Annotated in this window: 15 protein-coding genes; 9 read left to right on the forward strand and 6 right to left on the reverse strand. The window is 62.2% G+C overall.

The genetic code is table 11. From position 1 onward, the window contains the following. The first annotated feature begins 73 nt into the window (after nt 1-73). The 3 genes from nrdD (at nt 74) to CLU88_RS15825 (ending at nt 3483) form a co-directional block, all read left to right on the forward strand. Nucleotides 74-268, forward strand: a complete 195-nt coding sequence (gene nrdD, locus CLU88_RS15815; RefSeq protein WP_099657406.1) for an anaerobic ribonucleoside-triphosphate reductase — start codon at nt 74-76, stop codon at nt 266-268. Further along, entirely contained in the window at nt 228-986 is a 759-nt protein-coding gene (locus tag CLU88_RS15820) for an anaerobic ribonucleoside-triphosphate reductase activating protein (RefSeq protein ID WP_099657407.1), read from the forward strand. The genes nrdD and CLU88_RS15820 overlap by 41 nt, the downstream gene beginning before the upstream one ends. A 259-nt stretch (nt 987-1245) precedes the next feature. Beyond that, complete coding sequence (locus CLU88_RS15825) at nt 1246-3483, forward strand: NADP-dependent isocitrate dehydrogenase (protein ID WP_099657408.1); 2238 nt, start codon at nt 1246-1248, stop codon at nt 3481-3483. Nucleotides 3484-3664: 181 nt separating this feature from the next. Here the strand turns inward: CLU88_RS15825 and CLU88_RS15830 are convergent, their stop codons facing one another. From CLU88_RS15830 to CLU88_RS15845, 4 genes are all read right to left on the reverse strand, one after another. Then, entirely contained in the window at nt 3665-4513 is an 849-nt protein-coding gene (locus tag CLU88_RS15830; protein WP_099657409.1) for a hypothetical protein, read from the reverse strand. Between the two features lie 189 nt (nt 4514-4702). Then, nucleotides 4703-6562 carry a DNA helicase RecQ gene (gene recQ / locus CLU88_RS15835; protein ID WP_099657410.1) on the reverse strand — a complete coding sequence of 620 codons (1860 nt, stop codon included), beginning with the start codon at nt 6560-6562 and terminating at the stop codon, nt 4703-4705. A 401-nt stretch (nt 6563-6963) separates the two neighbouring features. Beyond that, nucleotides 6964-7560 carry a hypothetical protein gene (locus CLU88_RS15840; protein WP_143226024.1) on the reverse strand — a complete coding sequence of 199 codons (597 nt, stop codon included), beginning with the start codon at nt 7558-7560 and terminating at the stop codon, nt 6964-6966. A gap of 9 nt (nt 7561-7569) precedes the next feature. After that, a complete protein-coding gene (locus CLU88_RS15845; protein ID WP_233205499.1) occupies nt 7570-8151 on the reverse strand; it encodes a hypothetical protein in 582 nt (193 codons plus the stop codon). Between the two features lie 143 nt (nt 8152-8294). On the opposite strand from CLU88_RS15845, the gene CLU88_RS15850 reads away from it, so the two are divergent. The 6 genes from CLU88_RS15850 (at nt 8295) to CLU88_RS15875 (ending at nt 15310) form a co-directional block, all read left to right on the forward strand. Beyond that, a complete protein-coding gene (locus tag CLU88_RS15850; protein WP_099657412.1) occupies nt 8295-9359 on the forward strand; it encodes a homocysteine S-methyltransferase family protein in 1065 nt (354 codons plus the stop codon). Nucleotides 9360-9685: 326 nt separating this feature from the next. Next, the gene (ttcA, locus tag CLU88_RS15855; RefSeq protein WP_099657413.1) at nt 9686-10648 is read left to right on the forward strand and encodes a tRNA 2-thiocytidine(32) synthetase TtcA; all 963 of its coding nucleotides are present in this window, start codon (nt 9686-9688) and stop codon (nt 10646-10648) included. 34 nt (nt 10649-10682) lie between these two features. Further along, nucleotides 10683-12143, forward strand: coding sequence for a tRNA 5-hydroxyuridine modification protein YegQ (gene yegQ / locus CLU88_RS15860; protein WP_099657414.1), 1461 nt, complete (start codon nt 10683-10685; stop codon nt 12141-12143). A gap of 197 nt (nt 12144-12340) precedes the next feature. Further along, complete coding sequence (locus CLU88_RS15865; protein WP_099657415.1) at nt 12341-13375, forward strand: M48 family metallopeptidase; 1035 nt, start codon at nt 12341-12343, stop codon at nt 13373-13375. A gap of 149 nt (nt 13376-13524) precedes the next feature. Then, nucleotides 13525-14898, forward strand: a complete 1374-nt coding sequence (locus tag CLU88_RS15870; protein ID WP_233205500.1) for an SH3 domain-containing protein — start codon at nt 13525-13527, stop codon at nt 14896-14898. Between the two features lie 55 nt (nt 14899-14953). Further along, nucleotides 14954-15310, forward strand: a complete 357-nt coding sequence (locus CLU88_RS15875) for a hypothetical protein (RefSeq protein WP_099657416.1) — start codon at nt 14954-14956, stop codon at nt 15308-15310. Between the two features lie 172 nt (nt 15311-15482). On the opposite strand, the gene CLU88_RS15880 is transcribed toward CLU88_RS15875, so the two are convergent. Next, a complete protein-coding gene (locus CLU88_RS15880) occupies nt 15483-15884 on the reverse strand; it encodes a hypothetical protein (protein WP_099657417.1) in 402 nt (133 codons plus the stop codon). A 101-nt stretch (nt 15885-15985) separates the two neighbouring features. Further along, nucleotides 15986-16510, reverse strand: a complete 525-nt coding sequence (locus tag CLU88_RS15885) for a hypothetical protein (RefSeq protein WP_143226025.1) — start codon at nt 16508-16510, stop codon at nt 15986-15988. Nucleotides 16511-16538: the final 28 nt, after the last annotated feature.

Consider the following 16538-nt stretch of genomic DNA (forward strand, 5'->3'; position numbering starts at 1 on the left):
ATACCCCCGGGGCCGCAGGCCACAACGGCGGCCCCTTTTTGTCCTTCCCTCCCCTTTTTCGGAGATCCATCCCATGACCCATTTCTCATCCACCGAACACACTGCCGTGGCCAGCGCCGCCGTGCAACTGACCGACGCTGAGCGCCAGCCTTGCGAGGTATGGACCCGCGTGATGGGCTACCACCGCCCGGTGGCCAGCTTCAACGTGGGCAAGCAGGGCGAACACCATGAGCGCCAGTTCTTCAACGAGTCGCGCTGCTGTGGCTGATGCGGCAGGCGCAGCCCCACTGGCCTGGCCAGGCGGGCTGCGCGTGGGCGGCCTCACGCCGCTCACCACCATCGACTTTCCAGGCCGTCTGGCGGCGGTGGTGTATTGCCAGGGCTGCCCCTGGCGCTGCGGCTATTGCCATAACCCTGAGCTGTTGGACGCCACGGTGCCCGCAGCCACCCCATGGCCCGAGGTGTTGGCCTTTTTGGGCAAGCGCCGGGGGTTGATCGATGGGGTGGTGTTTTCAGGCGGCGAGCCCACGCTGCAAACGGGCCTGCCCGCCGCCCTGGCCGAGGTGCGCGCGATGGGCTTTGCCACGGCCCTGCACACCGGCGGCATGTACCCCGAACGCCTGGCCGCCGTGCTGCCCCTGCTTGATTGGGTGGGGCTCGACATCAAAGGACCCGAGCACCATTACGAGGCCATCACCGGCGTGCCTGGCAGCGGCGCGCGTGCCTGGCAGTCGCTGGCGTTGCTGCAGGCCCATGCGGTGGCTTTTGAATGCCGCACCACCTGGCACGAGGGCCTCTTCAGCCCACAAGAGCTGCAGACGCTGGGCGATACCCTGGCCGATGCCGGTGTGCGCCACTGGGCCGTGCAGGTCTGCCGAAAAGGGCCTGGCGTGCCCCTGGCTGCGGGTGCCGACATCGAGGCGCCGGTGGGAGCCAGAATCCCGCGCTTCGAGGTCCGGGGGGCCGAGAAAACCCTTGGTCGGTAAAAAAAATCGCGCCAAAAGGCCTAATTTTTTGCATCATGAAAATGCATTGCAAAAAATGGCAATTTCGACAGGCCGACGCAAGCAGAATCGGCGACCATCTGAGATGGCTTGCGTAAAACAGGGCCCAGGCATACGGTTCACCCCCGGGTGAATTCCGTTTTTGCGGCCCGATTTGTGTGAGTCTTATCTGAATTTGACCGTGGTCGCCGGGCGCAATCCCAGCCGGTGGCTTTTCCACTCCTGTTCCTTGAGACAAGTCATGAGTACCCAGCAACCCTCCATCATCTACACCTTGACAGACGAAGCGCCACGCTTGGCGACGGCGTCGTTCCTGCCCATCATCCGCAGCTTCGCGGCTCCGGCGGGCATCAACGTGACAGAGAGCGACATCTCTGTGGCGGCACGGGTGCTGGGTGAGTTTCCTGAGTTCCTGAAAGAAGAACAGCGCGCGCCCAACACGCTGGCCGAGCTGGGCAAGAAGACACTGCAGGCCGATGCCAACATCATCAAGCTGCCCAACATCAGCGCCTCGGTGGGCCAGCTGCAAGCCGCCATCAAGGAGCTGCAAGGCAAGGGCTACGCCTTGCCCGACTACCCAGAAGCCCCCAACACTGACGAAGAAAAGGCCATCCGCGCCCGCTACGCCAAGTGCATCGGCAGCGCTGTGAACCCTGTGCTGCGCGAAGGCAACTCGGACCGCCGCGCCCCCAAGGCCGTCAAGGAATACGCCCGCAAGAACCCCCACAGCATGGCCGAATGGAGCCAGGCATCGCAGTCGCACGTGTCGCACATGCACCATGGCGACTTCTATCACGGCGAAAAGTCCCTGACCCTGGACCGCGCCCGTGAAGTGAAGATGGAGCTGATCACCAAGAGCGGCAAGACCATCTTGCTCAAGCCCAAGGTCTCGCTGCTCGACCGCGAAATCATCGACAGCATGTTCATGAGCAAGAAGGCCTTGCTCGAGTTCTACGAAAAAGAAATCGAAGACGCGCGCAAGACCGGCGTGATGTTCTCGCTGCACGTCAAGGCCACCATGATGAAGGTCTCGCACCCCATCGTGTTCGGCCACTGCGTCAAGATCTTCTACAAGGAAGCCTTTGAAAAACACGGCGCCCTGTTCAAGGAACTGGGCGTGAACGTGAACAACGGCATGGCCGACCTGTACGGCAAGATCGCCACGCTGCCCCAGTCCAAGCAAGACGAAATCAAGCGCGACCTGCACGCTTGCCACGAGCACCGCCCCGAGCTGGCCATGGTCGATTCCGCCAAGGGCATCACCAACTTCCACTCGCCCAACGACATCATCGTGGACGCCTCGATGCCTGCCATGATCCGCAACGGCGGCAAGATGTGGGATGCCAACGGCCGTCTCAAGGACGTGAAGGCCGTGATGCCCGAATCGACCTTCGCCCGCATCTACCAGGAAATCATCAATTTCTGCAAGTGGCACGGTGCGTTCGATCCCAAGACCATGGGCACCGTGCCCAACGTGGGCCTGATGGCCCAGCAAGCCGAAGAGTACGGCTCGCACGACAAGACGTTTGAGATCACCGAAGACGGCGTGGCCAACATCACCGACCTGGCCACCGGCGAAGTGCTGCTGAGCCAGAACGTGGAAGCAGGCGACATCTGGCGCATGTGCCAGGTCAAGGACGCAGCCATCCGCGACTGGGTCAAGCTGGCCGTGAACCGCGCCCGCAATTCCGGCATGCCCGTGGTGTTCTGGCTCGACTCGTACCGTCCGCACGAAGCGCAGCTCATCACCAAGGTCAAGATGTACCTGCACGAGCACGACACCACCGGCCTCGATATCCAGATCATGAGCCAGGTGCGTGCGATGCGCTACACGCTCGAGCGCGTGATCCGTGGCCTGGACACCATCAGCGCCACCGGCAACATCCTGCGCGACTACCTGACCGACCTGTTCCCCATCATGGAACTGGGCACCTCGGCCAAGATGCTGTCCATCGTGCCATTGATGGCTGGCGGCGGCATGTACGAAACCGGCGCGGGCGGCTCGGCCCCCAAGCATGTGCAGCAGCTGGTCGAAGAAAACCACCTGCGCTGGGACAGTCTGGGCGAGTTCCTGGCCCTGGCCGTGTCGCTGGAAGACCTGGGCCTGAAGACCGGCAACGCCAAGGCCAAAGTGCTGTCCAAAACGCTGGATGCCGCTACTGGCAAGCTGCTGGACAACAACAAAAACCCCAGCCCCAAGACCGGCCAGCTCGACAACCGTGGCAGCCAGTTCTACCTGGCCCTGTACTGGGCCCAGGCCCTGGCCGCGCAGACCGACGACGCCGACCTGGCCAAGCTGTTTGCCCCTCTGGCCAAGCAACTGACCGACAACGAGCAAAAGATCGTGGACGAGCTCAACGCCGTGCAAGGCAAGCCTGTGGACATCGGTGGTTACTACCTGCCTGATGTGGCCAAGCTGGACGCGATCATGCGTCCTAGCCAGACGTTCAACAACGCGTTGAAGACCGTGTTGGGCTGACGGGGGCTGATTGCTGCGGACGTCTGCTTGACCCGCCCCGCTTGTCCCAAGTTGGGGTGGTAGGCGGCCGCAGGGGATGTTCAAAAAAAAGGGAGGTGACGTTGTGCGTCACCTCCCTTTTTTTTGCGCCAGCGCTACAGCTGGCGAAAATTCGGGGCACGTTTGGTGTGCCCCCTTGGATTTAGGGCAAGGTGCCGTAAGTCCCGATGAAATCCATGTGCTCTCGCAAGGCAGGATGTTCGGGGGCCTGCGCCTCTTCCGACTTCCACAGCAGCCCAGTACCTACTCCTTGGGCTGTGGTGATGCGGCGCACCAGCAACATCTGTTGTGTACTGGTACTTGAGCGCTGTGAATAACCTTCCCCGTCATTCACGCTGTATTGAAGGATGTAGGCACGCTGCAGAGCCCCTTGCGCGTTCACTTTGACGCACAGCACGTCACCAGCCAGGTTGCCACTGACCTGGTGCTCGCAACCAAAAAGGCCGTCACGGGTGATCATGGTGCCATTGCCCGTGTTCGACGCGCCGGCTGTGGCCGCTAACTCCACTACGTCGGTTTGTGCCCCTTCGTTGCCAATCGAGTTGAATACCCAAAAGCCCCTGAGGCTTGCCGGTTGAGCTGCATAGCCAAAGTTGAATCGGGAAATGGCTTTTTCAGGCTCGTTGGGAAAGGTAATGAACCCCGTGGTGCCTGAAGTGAAGCGGATGGAGACATTGCCTGGACTGCCAGCAGCCGTGCCCGACTGAGCGCCGCTACCAAAGTGACGGCCACCGGTGTAGCGTGTGAGAGGGGTCGTTGTGCGACTGTCTGACACTTGGCCTACCGCCAGATAGAACGTGGGTTGACCACTGGCCTCATAGGCATACATCTGCATCAGCAGCGTGTCGTTTTGTACATCTATCGCCAAGCCACGCCCCGGCTTGCCGTCCACCTCCGAAGTCACCACCCAAGTCCCTGCCTGGGGCATGAACGCATAGGCCATACCGGCGCTGCACAGCAGTGCTGCGGCCATCAATTTCTTCTTCCACATGTGCAAAGCTCTCCCTCAAAACGGCTGGAATGAATGTTTACAAAACTTCACACCTTACCGTTTTTGCACACATCCGTGAGAAATTGTTAACCGACCGATGCTGTGTCTCAACCCGTCTCTTCTTGGCCTTGCTTCGTTCAACCACTTCGCCGTCGTACACAGGCTCCATGCAAGGCTTTGAGCAGATTCTTAGCTGCCAGCGCACACCCGCAGCACTTCAGCCCCATACGCCTCCAGCTTTTTGGCACCCATGCCGCTGATGCCCTGCAGGTCCTCCAGCGTGGTGGGGCTGCGCTCTGCAATGGCTGCCAGCGTGGCGTCGTGGAAGATGACGTACGCGGGCAGGTTGTGCTCGCGGGCCACCTCGGCGCGCCAGGCTTTGAGGTTGATGAAGCGCACCTGCGCATCCGGCCCCAGGTTGGCGGCGGCAGCCGGGGGGGCGCTGGCCTTGCGCGTGCGTTTGGCGGGGGCGGAGGACACCGATTCGCGCAGTTGCACCGGCACCTCGCCCTTGAGCACCGCGCGTGAGCCTTCGGTGAGGCACAGCGTGTCAAAGCTGTGGCCGCTGTCCAGCATCACCTTTTGCAAGCCCACCGCACCGGTGGCGATGAGCTGGCGCAGCACGCCGCGCAGCTGCGGCTCGGTCAGGTCGGCGCCAATGCCGAAGGTGGAAATCTTCTCGTGCCCAAACTGCGCGACCTTCTCGGTCTTCTTGCCCCGCAAGATGTCCATGATATGGCCGGTGCCAAAACTGATGCCGCTGGCCTGGTGCACGCGGTAGATGGTGGACAGCAGCTTGCGCGCAGCATCGGTGGCATCCCACACAGCCGGTGGGTTCAGGCAGTTATCGCAATTGCCACAGGGCGTGGATTCTTCGCCAAAGTAGGCCAGCAGCCGCACGCGGCGGCAGTCGGTGGCCTCGGCCAGGGCCAGCAGGGCATCGAGTTTGCCGCGCAGTGCCTGTTTGAACTCCTCGCCCGCCGGGCTCTCGTCGATCATGCGGCGCTGGTTCACCACGTCTTGCAGGCCATAGGCCATCCAGGCGTCGGCGTTCAGCCCATCGCGGCCCGCGCGGCCTGTCTCCTGGTAGTAGCCCTCGATGTTCTTGGGCATGTCCACATGCCCCACAAAGCGCACGTCGGGCTTGTCGATGCCCATGCCGAACGCGATGGTGGCGACCATCACCACGCCTTCCTCGCGCAAAAAGCGGTCTTGATGCCGCTGCCGCACCTTGGCGTCCAAGCCCGCGTGGTAGGGCAGGGCGTTGATGCCCGCGTCGCTCAGCGTGGCGGCCAGCTCTTCCACGCGCTTGCGTGACTGGCAATACACCACGCCCGCGTCCCCGGCGTGCTCGCGCTCGATAAAGCGCAGCAACTGCGTGGTAGCGTCTTTCTTCTCGACGATGGTGTAACGGATGTTGGGCCGGTCAAAGCTGCTGATGAACAGGCGCGCGTCCTGCAGTTGCAGCCGCTCGATGATGTCTTCGCGCGTGAGGGCATCGGCCGTGGCCGTCAGGGCAATGCGCGGCACCTGTGGATAGCGCTCGTGCAGCAGCGACAGTGCCCGGTATTCAGGCCGGAAGTCGTGCCCCCATTGGCTCACGCAATGCGCTTCGTCAATCGCAAACAGCGACAGGTGCCCGCCTTGGTAAAGGCTGTCGAGCAAACCCAGAAAACGCGGTGTATTGAGCCGCTCGGGCGCGGCATACAGCAGCGTGATGTCACCGGTTTGCAGGCGCAGCTCAATGTCTTGCGTCTCGTCGTAGCTCAGCGTGGAGTTGAGAAACGCCGCGCTCACCCCCGCCTCGTGCAGCGCCCCCACCTGGTCGTGCATCAGCGCAATCAGCGGCGACACCACAATCGTCACCCCACGCCCCTGCTGCTGGCGCACGATGGCGGGCACCTGGTAGCACAGGCTTTTGCCTCCCCCGGTGGGCATCAGCACCAGCGCATCGCTGCCGCCAATCACATGCTCGACGATGGCTTGCTGCGGGCCTCGGAACTGTTCGTAACCGAAGACGCTTTGTAGTACGGACTGTGCGGGGGACAAACTCAAAGACTCTCTGTGTGATAGCAGCGAATGGTGCAGTCAAGATGCTTGGGCGAGCTTGGCATCCGCATCTACTGCTGTTGCTTTGCGCGATGGCTTGTGAAAGCAAGTGCTTATTGTGCGCTCGGTTCCGGACCTACCTGTCGGATCGGGCCATGGCCAAGAGTGGGTTGAGGCCGGGCCTGGAGTGTGGGCTCAGGTGATCGGTTTTGGCCGGTACACCGATGCTATCGGTGGCTGATGTTCCAGAGCGAATGCTGGGAGAACACCCATGTCTCCGCACTTTTTCTTGGCACAGAGACATCGCGGCTTGCGCCATTGCATCATTTGGCGCGCCGCGATATGAAGAACTCTGTCGCCACCCCGTGCAGGGGCGCGGGGGGGCGACACACAGGGCAAGATTATTTTGCGAGTGCCTTGGATTGCCGCAAGGCCACCGTGAGTTTCTTCAGCGCGTCCTCGCTGGCCCGGACTGCCGCCAAAGAGAAGTTGGCTTTGAACTCTGCAAACTCAGCTTTGCCGACACCTTCCACCCGGACCGTGTCCAGGGTCTTGCCTTGATTGTCTTTCAGCTGGCAGTTGAGTACGACGGTGAAAGACGTAGGCGGCCAGGTAAACGCACTTTCGGAAGATGAGTTGGTTGTGATTTCTGGCGTGATGAGCAGTTGGATTCCGCTGGTCTGTACTTCAGCGAGATCCCCAGGGTTTTTGATCTTGGTTACATCCCGGAAAACGGTGCCCAATGCCTTGTACAAACCGGGCTCAATATCGCGGTAAGGGAAGTAGCGCACCTTGTCGCCGCCACCGCCTGGTGTTGTTACTTCGAGTGTTTGGGATGCCGCAGAGATGTGATAACCCACCTTCTTTGCAAGCAGGTTTTGGTCTGGTGTTGCCTTAACCGCTTCCAGGTTGGGCGCCATAGAGATGGGATGGGCACAGCCTCCCAAAATGAGCGTCAATGCGAGGCCACAGGCGAGAAAAATAGATCTTTGGGACATGGCAAATTCTTAGCGTTGTTTCAGTGCACGGATGAAATCTGGATCGGCAAACAGCTCGGCCAAAAGCTGCTGGACCATCAGGGGGTAATTGTTTGCAGCTTGTGGAATAGCGACAGCTCCTGCGAAGGCGCCGTCCCACTGCCGTGTGATCTTCTTGACCTTGTCGTAGCGCAACTCAGATCCGTTCTTCACAACAAACTGGGCTTCCAAGACGCCATCATTGGTTTTGATACCACCTGCGTTAATGTTGTTTTGCAGCAGTCTGCCCGAGACCTCGAGAGGCGATGCTGGCGCATGCAGCTTGGCCATCTCCAGCTCTGCGCGCAAAGCGGCGGCCAAATAGTCACCATAGTTTTTGCCGACAGGAGACACCAGAGATGCTGCGCGCAACCCAATGGCGTCTGCGTTTTGCATACCTGCTTTGGTGTCAAAAACCCCTACCTTGGCGGCAGAAACGTCTGCTTTCTTCAGTTTTTCAACGTTGTCAATTGATGGCGCGTAGTTGGGCGCAGGGCCAGCGCAACCGACCAAAAAAATGCATGTAAGTGCGGCCAATGGCAGTGCCATGGACATCGAGCGTTTGGACTGCATGTAGCGGTTCCCCCTCTTTCGTGTCTTGTTAGAGAATTGTTTTTGCCGTGGCTGATCCCGGCGCGGGGGATCATATATGACGGTTATTGCCTCAATAGGGGCGATTCAGCCGTTTGCCTTGGGGTGGTTTCTACAATGGAGGGATGCAAGCCCTTCACTACACCCGCGCCCAGCAGCTTCCCGGCATCCTTGCCCAACGCATTGCCATTCTTGACGGTGCCATGGGCACCATGATTCAGCGTTTCAAGCTGGGTGAGGCCCAGTACCGGGGCGAGGGCTACACCGGGCCTGACGGTGCAGGCGACCGGTTCAAGGACTTTGCGCGCGATGTGAAGGGCAACAACGAGTTGCTGAGCCTGACGCGCCCCGATGTGATCCGTGACATCCATGAGCGCTACCTCGCTGCCGGGGCCGACCTGATCGAGACCAACACCTTTGGCGCCACCACGGTGGCGCAAGAGGACTACAGGATGGCCGAGCTGGCGCGCGAGATGAATCTGAAGTCTGCGCAGCTGGCCCGCGCTGCCTGCGACAAGTACAGCACGCCCGATAAGCCCCGCTTTGTGGCGGGCGCCCTCGGCCCCACGCCCAAGACGGCCAGCATCAGCCCCGATGTGAACGACCCTGGCGCACGCAACATCGACTTTGAGCAACTGCGCGCTGCGTATTACGAGCAGACCGAGGCCCTGGTCGAAGGCGGTTCGGATGTGCTGCTGGTCGAGACCATCTTCGACACGCTCAACGCCAAAGCCGCGCTGTTTGCCATTGACGAATTTTTTGAAAAAAGCGGCGAGCGCCTGCCCATCATCATCAGCGGCACGGTCACCGACGCGTCGGGCCGCATCCTGAGCGGGCAGACCGTGACGGCCTTCTGGCACAGCGTGCGCCACGCCCGCCCGCTGGCCATTGGCCTGAACTGCGCGCTGGGCGCCACGCTGATGCGCCCCTACATCCAGGAGCTCAACCGCGTGGCGGGGGACACCTTCATCAGCTGCTACCCCAACGCAGGCCTGCCCAACCCCATGAGCGACACAGGCTTTGACGAAACGCCCGAGGTGACCAGCCGCCTGGTGCATGAGTTTGCCGCCGAAGGGCTGGTCAACATCGTGGGCGGCTGCTGCGGCACCACACCCGACCACATTGGCGCCATCGCCCGCGCGGTGGAAACGGTGCCTGCGCGCAAGATGTTCTACCCCGCAGAGGCCTGACAGGGCCGACAGGACTGGTGCCCCGTCAGGCGCCAAGCGGGCCTTGCTGTGGATGGAGCCACTGGCCTCAACCCGGTTTTGCATCCGCCATGTTTGAGAAAAACCGGGTTTGTAAGAAAATACGGCTCCAGCGCTTGATTGGTAAGCGCTGGCAGCTATTAAAAACATAGCTAACAACCCACAGGCAAAGGGCCTTGCCACTGCCACCCTGATTGCGCGATGCCCACAGGCATGGTGTTGGGGCGGCGGCCCCTGTGCCGCGTTGGCGGCTTTTTTGCCCTGCTTGTGCCTTGCTACCGCCCTGCGGTCCCCCACTGCCTTGATCCATGCTCTCCACCGCTGAAACCCCATTTGCCGCTGCTTTGCCCATCGATGCGAGCCATGCAGCGCCCGCTGCTGAGCCGTCGGCAGACCCTGCGGCCGAGCGCGAAGCCATCAAGCTCGAAAAGCGCCTGGTGCGCCAGGTGGCCCAGGCCATTGGCGACTTTGGCCTGATCGAAGACGGTGACAAGGTGATGGTGTGCGTCTCGGGCGGCAAGGACAGCTATGGTCTGCTCGACGTGTTGCACAAGCTGCAGCAGCGCAACGGCCACCGCTTTGAACTGGTGGCCGTCAACCTCGACCAGAAGCAGCCCGGCTTTCCGGCCCATGTGCTGCCCGACTACCTCGCGAAGGTGGGCGTGCCCTTTCACATCGAAACGCAGGACACCTACAGCGTCGTTAAAGAGCACATCCCCGAGGGCAAGACCATGTGCAGCCTGTGCAGCCGCCTGCGCCGGGGCATTCTGTACCGTGTGGCCGACGAGTTGGGCTGCACCAAAATTGCACTCGGCCACCACCGCGACGACATGCTGCAGACCTTCTTTTTGAACATGTTCTTTGGCGGCAAGCTCAAGGGCATGCCGCCCAAGGTGCAGAGCGACCGGGGCGACCACCTCATCATCCGCCCCCTGGCCTATGTGGCCGAGAGCGACCTGACCCGCTGGGCCGAGATCCAGCAGTTTCCCATCATCCCCTGCTCGTTGTGCGGCAACCAGGAGAACCTGCAGCGCAAGCAGATCGGCCAGATGCTGCGCGACTGGCAGCAGCTGTACCCCGGCCGCATCGAGAACATGGCCGTGGCTCTGCGCAACCTGGTGCCCTCGCACTTCATGGACACGCGCCAGTTCGACTTCAAGGGCATGGTGCCCAATGGCATGGCCGACGCCGATGGCGACAAGGCCTTCGACGCCGAAGAGTTTCCGCAGGCCGTGGGCACCCTCGCGGGCCTATCGGTGATGCCCCGCTGACCTGACACCGACGATTTTTAGATTGGGCCACCCCATGACCACCCTCAAAGCCCCCGAACTGCTGTTGCCTGCTGGCTCGCTCGACAAGATGCGCGCCGCCTACGACTTTGGCGCCGACGCCGTGTACGCAGGCCAGCCGCGCTACAGCCTGCGCGCGCGCAACAACGAGTTCCGTCTGGAGCAGATCAAGCAAGGCATTGACGAGGCCCACGCGCGTGGCAAGAAGTTCTTTGTGACCAGCAACCTGATTGCGCACAACGACAAGATCCGCACCTACCTGCGCGACATCGAACCCGTGATTGACTGCAAGCCCGACGCATTGATCATGGCCGACGCGGGCCTGATCATGATGGTCAAGGAAAAGTGGCCCGAGCAGGTGGTGCACCTCTCGGTGCAGGCCAACACCACCAACTGGGCGGCCGTGAAGTTCTGGCAGAAGATGGGCGTGGAGCGCGTCATCCTCTCGCGCGAACTGAGCCTGGACGAGATCGAAAAGATCCGCCAGGAATGCCCCGACATGGAGCTGGAAGTGTTCGTGCACGGCGCGCTGTGCATTGCGTACTCGGGCCGCTGCCTTCTCAGCGGCTACTTCAACCACCGCGACCCCAACCAGGGCACCTGCACCAACGCCTGCCGCTGGAACTACGCCACGCACGACGCCGACATCGACCCGACCACCGGCGAAGCCATTGCGCAGAAGATGGAAGGTGACTTCAACTTCGAGGCCGCGCAGCAAAAGGCCGCACAGTCCTTTGCCTCCACCACCGGCAACGGCGAGCGCCATCCCAAGGCCGACAAGGTATACCTGATCGAAGAAGCGGGCCGCCCCGGGCAAATGATGCCCATCATGGAAGACGAGCACGGCACCTACATCATGAACAGCAAGGACCTGCGCGCGGTGGAGCATGTGGCGCGCCTGGCGCAGATCGGCGTGGACTCGCTCAAGATCGAAGGCCGCACCAAGAGCCTGTACTACGTGGCCCGCACCGCCCAGGTGTACCGCCGCGCGATCGACGACGCCGTTGCGGGCCGCCCCTTCAACCCTGAGTTGCTGATTGAGCTCGAAGGCCTGTCCAACCGGGGCTACACCGGCGGCCTGCTGGAGCGCCGCCCCAGCAACGACTACCAAAACTACATCAGCGGCCACTCGCTCACGCAGCGCAGCCAGTACGTGGGCGAAGTGCTCGGTACCGAGGGCCTGGCCGAAGCGGGCCTGAGCGGCCTGAACCAGGAATGGGTGCTGGTCGAAACCAAGAACCACTTCGCCGTGGGCGACCTGATCGAAGTGGTGCACCCCAGCGGCAACATCACCGTGCGGCTGCAGGAGATGCGCAACCTGGAAGGCCAGCCTGTGCAAGTGGCCCAGGGCAGCCCCGTGCGCGTGTGGATTCCGCTGCCTGCGCTCTACAGCGGCGCCTTGCTGGCCCGTGTGATCGAGTCGCAGCCCACAGCGGCACCCGCTGCACCGGCCGAAGCGGCACTGGCCGCGCATTGATCCAGGCAAGGCGGCGATGCCGCCTGGGGCCGCTGTCTGATGCCCGCACGCAACGGTGTGCCCCATGTGCGAGGTATTCAATGGGCCAATGCGGAACTAGTTCACTGCACTGGCGTTTCTGACGGGCGCAGGCCCCTGCGAGCCCGCAGGGGCTGGCAACAATCGCGGCTCTGAGACCTTCCCACAGAAAGCGATCCATGCCCGCCCTCAAACACGCCGATGCCCTGGTGTACTCCAGCCACCAGGTCGTTCTCTCCGACATCTCCTACACCTCGTTCACCTACCCCGGTGACCAGGAGGCCCTGGCCGCGCTCAAGGCCATCCCCGGCGCCGGCCCGTTGCTGGCCTGGCTGGACGCCAATTTCTCCGAGCAGATCACCCACCTCAACAACAACGAGCAGATGGTGCGGGTCAATGCCAACAACTATGGCTCGTTGTTTGCACTGGTCGAGCGCTGCTGCGCCATCCTCTCGTGCAAGGTGCCTGATGTGTACATCACCACCAACCCGGAGATGAACGCCTACACCTCGGGCCAGCGGCGCACCTGCATCGTGCTGCACAGCGCCTTGGTCGAGGCCCTCACGCCCGACGAGCTGTGCTTTGTCATCGGCCACGAAATCGGCCACATCAAGGCCGCGCATGGCCTGTACCGCCAGCTGGGCGACATGCTGATCCGCTACTGGGACATCCTGTCGTCCGTCGTGCCCATCCCCGGTGTGGGCCTGCTGCGCATACCGCTGCTGCTGGCCTACTGGGAGTGGTACCGCCGCGCCGAATTCACCTGCGACCGTGCGGGCCTGCTGTGCGTGCAAGACGCCGCCCCTGGCCTGAGCGCGCTGGCCCAGCTTTCGGGCAAGGTGGCGGGGTACGAGGACGAGCGCAACATCGAAGAAACCATTGCACAGACCGAGGCCCACAAAGAGGTCAACAAACTGGTGCTGCTGGTGTCGATCCTCGAAAACTCCAGCACCACGCACCCCTTCATTCCGCTGCGCCTGAAGGCCCTCAAAGAGTACGCGCACAGCGATGCCTACCGCCAGATCCTGGCAGGCCAGTACGACCGCGAAGCCAAGGCATTGCCAGCCACGGCAACGGCCGCAGCACTGCCCGATGGCGGCCCTGATGCCGCTGCGGGCGCGGCCGACGCGTCGGCTGCCAAGCCCCTGTTGGCCGCAGGCGCTGACACCGTGGACAAGTGGAAGGCCTCGGCCACGGGGTTCTTCAAGCGGTAAGGCGGTGCACTGAGCGGGTGGCCGAGGCGGGAGCGCAACGCGCCATTGCGGGGTGTTCACACCTTGCACTACGATGCCACGGCGCCCTTCACCACGCGCCTGCGGGCCTGTGGGGCGCGTTCCCTTTGCGACCCACCCGCGAACCGACCATGCTGCACCCCGAACGCTTTCGTTTGTCTGTTGTTGCCCTCTGGGCGTCCTTGTGTTGCCTGTCGCCCGCCAGCGCCCAGCAGACGGCGCCAGGCGTGGCGCCCGCCAAACCGCGCTACGTGCAGGGCTCATGGGTCAACCTGCGCGAGTCGGCCCAGCCGCAGTCTCGCATCGTGGCCCAGGTGCCCGCCAACACGGTGCTGCAGCAGCTCACCGAACGCGATGGCTGGTGCGCCGTGCTCTACGCAGGCGATGCGCGCCTGGGACCGCCGTTGCCCGAGCCCTTGCAGGCCCACGTGGCCTGCAACCTGTTGGCGGACAAGCCCCTTACGCTGGCCCAGGCTGGTAAAGACGCTGCCCGCGCCTTCTGGGTGGCCCCATCGCCCAACCGCCTGCGTGCCTACGGCAATGCCTTGCCGCGCCCGCCCGAGTTGCAGCTGGCGGCATTGATCAAGAGCCACCCGCCCAGAATGCCGGTGCAGTACCCCACCCGCGCCGAGTGGGAAGCGGCCAAGAAGCTCATGCGTGGCGGTGTGCAGCCGCGGCCCGAGCAGGAAATCGACCGGGGCCGCCCCGTCAACCCGCTGGACGATCTGAAACTGGCGACCCGTGCCCAGGACCACATCCCCGCCGTGGCGCCATTGGCCAAAAAGCCCACGCTGCCTTCCATCGCGCCGTCGTACTTTCGCAGCCACACCAGCGTGGCCCTGCTGCACGAGACCGACGCCGATGGCCTGGCTGCGGTGGCAGGCACCCGCATCAGCGTCATCCCCACCGAAGCGCCCTACGGCAGCTTCAACCGGCACAGCGGCCCGGAGATCGAGTTTGTGACGGGTTTCTGGGATGTGGGGGCTGCCAACCTGGGCTTTGCCCCGGCGCTGACTCTGTATGCCATTTCCCACCAGGGCCTGGTCGGTGCGCGCACGCTCAGCCAGCGGTACTGGGACATCAGCAACGCCGACCACTATTGCGGCGGCTACTATCCCGGCAAGGGCTTTGACGACCCGCGCAACGACGAAACCACGCCGGTGCGTGGTTACGCCAAGATGTCAGAGACCTCCGAAGTGCTGGTGCGTTTGGTGGTGCCCGGCAAGCTGCCGCCCGACGCCGTGAAGGTCAAGACCCAGCGTTACCCCACCAGCTGGATGATGCCCGCCGAGCCGCCTTTTCGGCCCCAGCCCCAACGCAAGAACACCGCCGTGCTGGTGCACGAAATCGACCTGGACCGCGACGGCGTGGCCGACATCCTGCGCATCGACACCCCCTCGCCTGGAGGCATGAGCTTTGAGCCCATTTTTGATTGGCGCTGGTACCTCAATATCAACGGCCAGTGGTTTCCGGCGGGGTATTGGGTGGACCAGGAGTGCACGTGAGGAAGAAGGTTGAGGTCAGCTTTGGCCAGTAGTTGTCTTTTGGAGTCAGTCGATCATGTATTTGCGACGTGTCTTGAATCAGCTTGCCGGCGAAGGGGTGTCGCATACAGATCTCCAACTCCATGCTGTCAACGCAGCGTTACCAGCCCCCCAGTTGCTCGATGAGGTAGCGATTTTTGTCGCTAGGGAATACTTCGACGGACAGTTGTCTTTCGATGACGCTGACCGCATCATCAACAACGTGTGGAGTCTGGCGACGGCGCTGGACACCGAAATCAGTCGCATCACGTGGGCCGTGTATCTGGCCTTTGATGGAGGGGAGTACCGTCGTTCTGGTGACGGCCCCGATGTCGACCCCGAACAAAAATACACCCTACCGGCGATCAGCGCATTTTTGTTGCAGTGCAACTAACGCTGATGTTGAAAAGTGCCTGTGCGCAGTATGCAAAGCATGGGCCAGTGGTCCCAGGCGAGTTACTGGCTGGGTCAGGGGTGTTCGTAACCAGGGGTGTGGGGCAAGCGAGCGTGCAAGGCCACCCATCAATGACCTTGGGTGATCGCCTGCCACCCACGCAAGCAGCGCCTCACCGCTTTAGGTGTGGGTCGTAGGTATGCGTGACCAAGGCAGGATTTTTCAAACACCAACGCACTGCCATTTCGCTGAGGAAATAGAGCGCGCTGCCATGGCCTGAGAGGTCTGGCGCATCAATCGCAGCGTGGATGGATTGAATGGCCTCGCGTACTTTCGCTCTTTGCTGTGCGTCGAACGTGTTCGGATCGTCCAGGCTCTGCGCAACGAAGGCGAGCATGCGTTCGTAACCCTCATCCCAGTTCGCGTTGCCGTTTCGGTGGGCCTCGTCCGAGAACCTGCCTGTGCACCGAATCAGCTCGCCTTGCACAGAGGTGGCCTGTCCTGACTGAGGGACGAGTTCACTCCACAGGCGTTCGTGCTCTTCCCACCATTTCAATTCGCTCACGTTGCTCACTTTTACCTCCTTAGATCATTCAGGGCGACACGCACAATGTGGCCCCAGGCGCTTGGCCGTTCAGCGGTGCACACATGCCATGGGCAGCCCAAGGTAGCGCCTCAGTCGTAGTAGAAACTCCAAGACACGCGACTGATGCGGCCTGTGCCGGCGTCCACCAGAAATGCCACGCAATTCTCTCGCTCGCAGTACGAAAGACTTTGCACAGTGCCTGTGGTGCCATCCATCGACGGGCGTCCCAGCTTTTGCCTCACCAGTGCGCCGTCGGCCCCCACGGTCAAGCCCAAAGGCACCGGCCAGTTCGGCCCCGTGAGTTCCAGCGATATCACCTTTTTGGCCCTGATCGTGAAGGACATACCTGGGTAATAAGCGTCCTGAATGCTGAACTTGTCACCGCTGTTGTTGTCTTGAAGCACCTGCGGCTTGCTGGCCCGCAGCAGTGCACCGCCAGGGCACCGTGGGGCTGGCAGCGGGCGGCTGCATCCCGCCAGCGCTGTCTCTGCGCCCTTCCACAGCACGTCGCGTGCGGCTTTTGAGATGGGGCGGTCCTCCATGGCGAACGCCTGTCCCAGCAGGAGCCCACTGAGGAATGCGCCAATCACCAACCGTGTGGACAAATGCTTCATGAAGATCTCTTTTGTGGGGTTGGAGTGC

It is taken from the genome of Acidovorax sp. 56, assembly GCF_002749705.1.
Classification (GTDB): domain Bacteria; phylum Pseudomonadota; class Gammaproteobacteria; order Burkholderiales; family Burkholderiaceae_C; genus Acidovorax.

Bases quoted from the DNA above. Each gene is read 5' to 3' on its own strand.
- nrdD (WP_099657406.1), top strand. From the start codon at position 74: ATGACCCATTTCTCATCCACCGAACACACTGCCGTGGCCAGCGCCGCC.
- CLU88_RS15820 (WP_099657407.1), top strand. From the start codon at position 228: ATGAGCGCCAGTTCTTCAACGAGTCGCGCTGCTGTGGCTGATGCGGCA.
- CLU88_RS15825 (WP_099657408.1), top strand. From the start codon at position 1,246: ATGAGTACCCAGCAACCCTCCATCATCTACACCTTGACAGACGAAGCG.
- CLU88_RS15830 (WP_099657409.1), bottom strand. From the start codon at position 4,513: ATGTGGAAGAAGAAATTGATGGCCGCAGCACTGCTGTGCAGCGCCGGT.
- CLU88_RS15840 (WP_143226024.1), bottom strand. From the start codon at position 7,560: ATGTCCCAAAGATCTATTTTTCTCGCCTGTGGCCTCGCATTGACGCTC.
- CLU88_RS15845 (WP_233205499.1), bottom strand. From the start codon at position 8,151: ATGCAGTCCAAACGCTCGATGTCCATGGCACTGCCATTGGCCGCACTT.
- CLU88_RS15850 (WP_099657412.1), top strand. From the start codon at position 8,295: ATGCAAGCCCTTCACTACACCCGCGCCCAGCAGCTTCCCGGCATCCTT.
- ttcA (WP_099657413.1), top strand. From the start codon at position 9,686: ATGCTCTCCACCGCTGAAACCCCATTTGCCGCTGCTTTGCCCATCGAT.
- yegQ (WP_099657414.1), top strand. From the start codon at position 10,683: ATGACCACCCTCAAAGCCCCCGAACTGCTGTTGCCTGCTGGCTCGCTC.
- CLU88_RS15865 (WP_099657415.1), top strand. From the start codon at position 12,341: ATGCCCGCCCTCAAACACGCCGATGCCCTGGTGTACTCCAGCCACCAG.
- CLU88_RS15870 (WP_233205500.1), top strand. From the start codon at position 13,525: ATGCTGCACCCCGAACGCTTTCGTTTGTCTGTTGTTGCCCTCTGGGCG.
- CLU88_RS15875 (WP_099657416.1), top strand. From the start codon at position 14,954: ATGTATTTGCGACGTGTCTTGAATCAGCTTGCCGGCGAAGGGGTGTCG.
- CLU88_RS15885 (WP_143226025.1), bottom strand. From the start codon at position 16,510: ATGAAGCATTTGTCCACACGGTTGGTGATTGGCGCATTCCTCAGTGGG.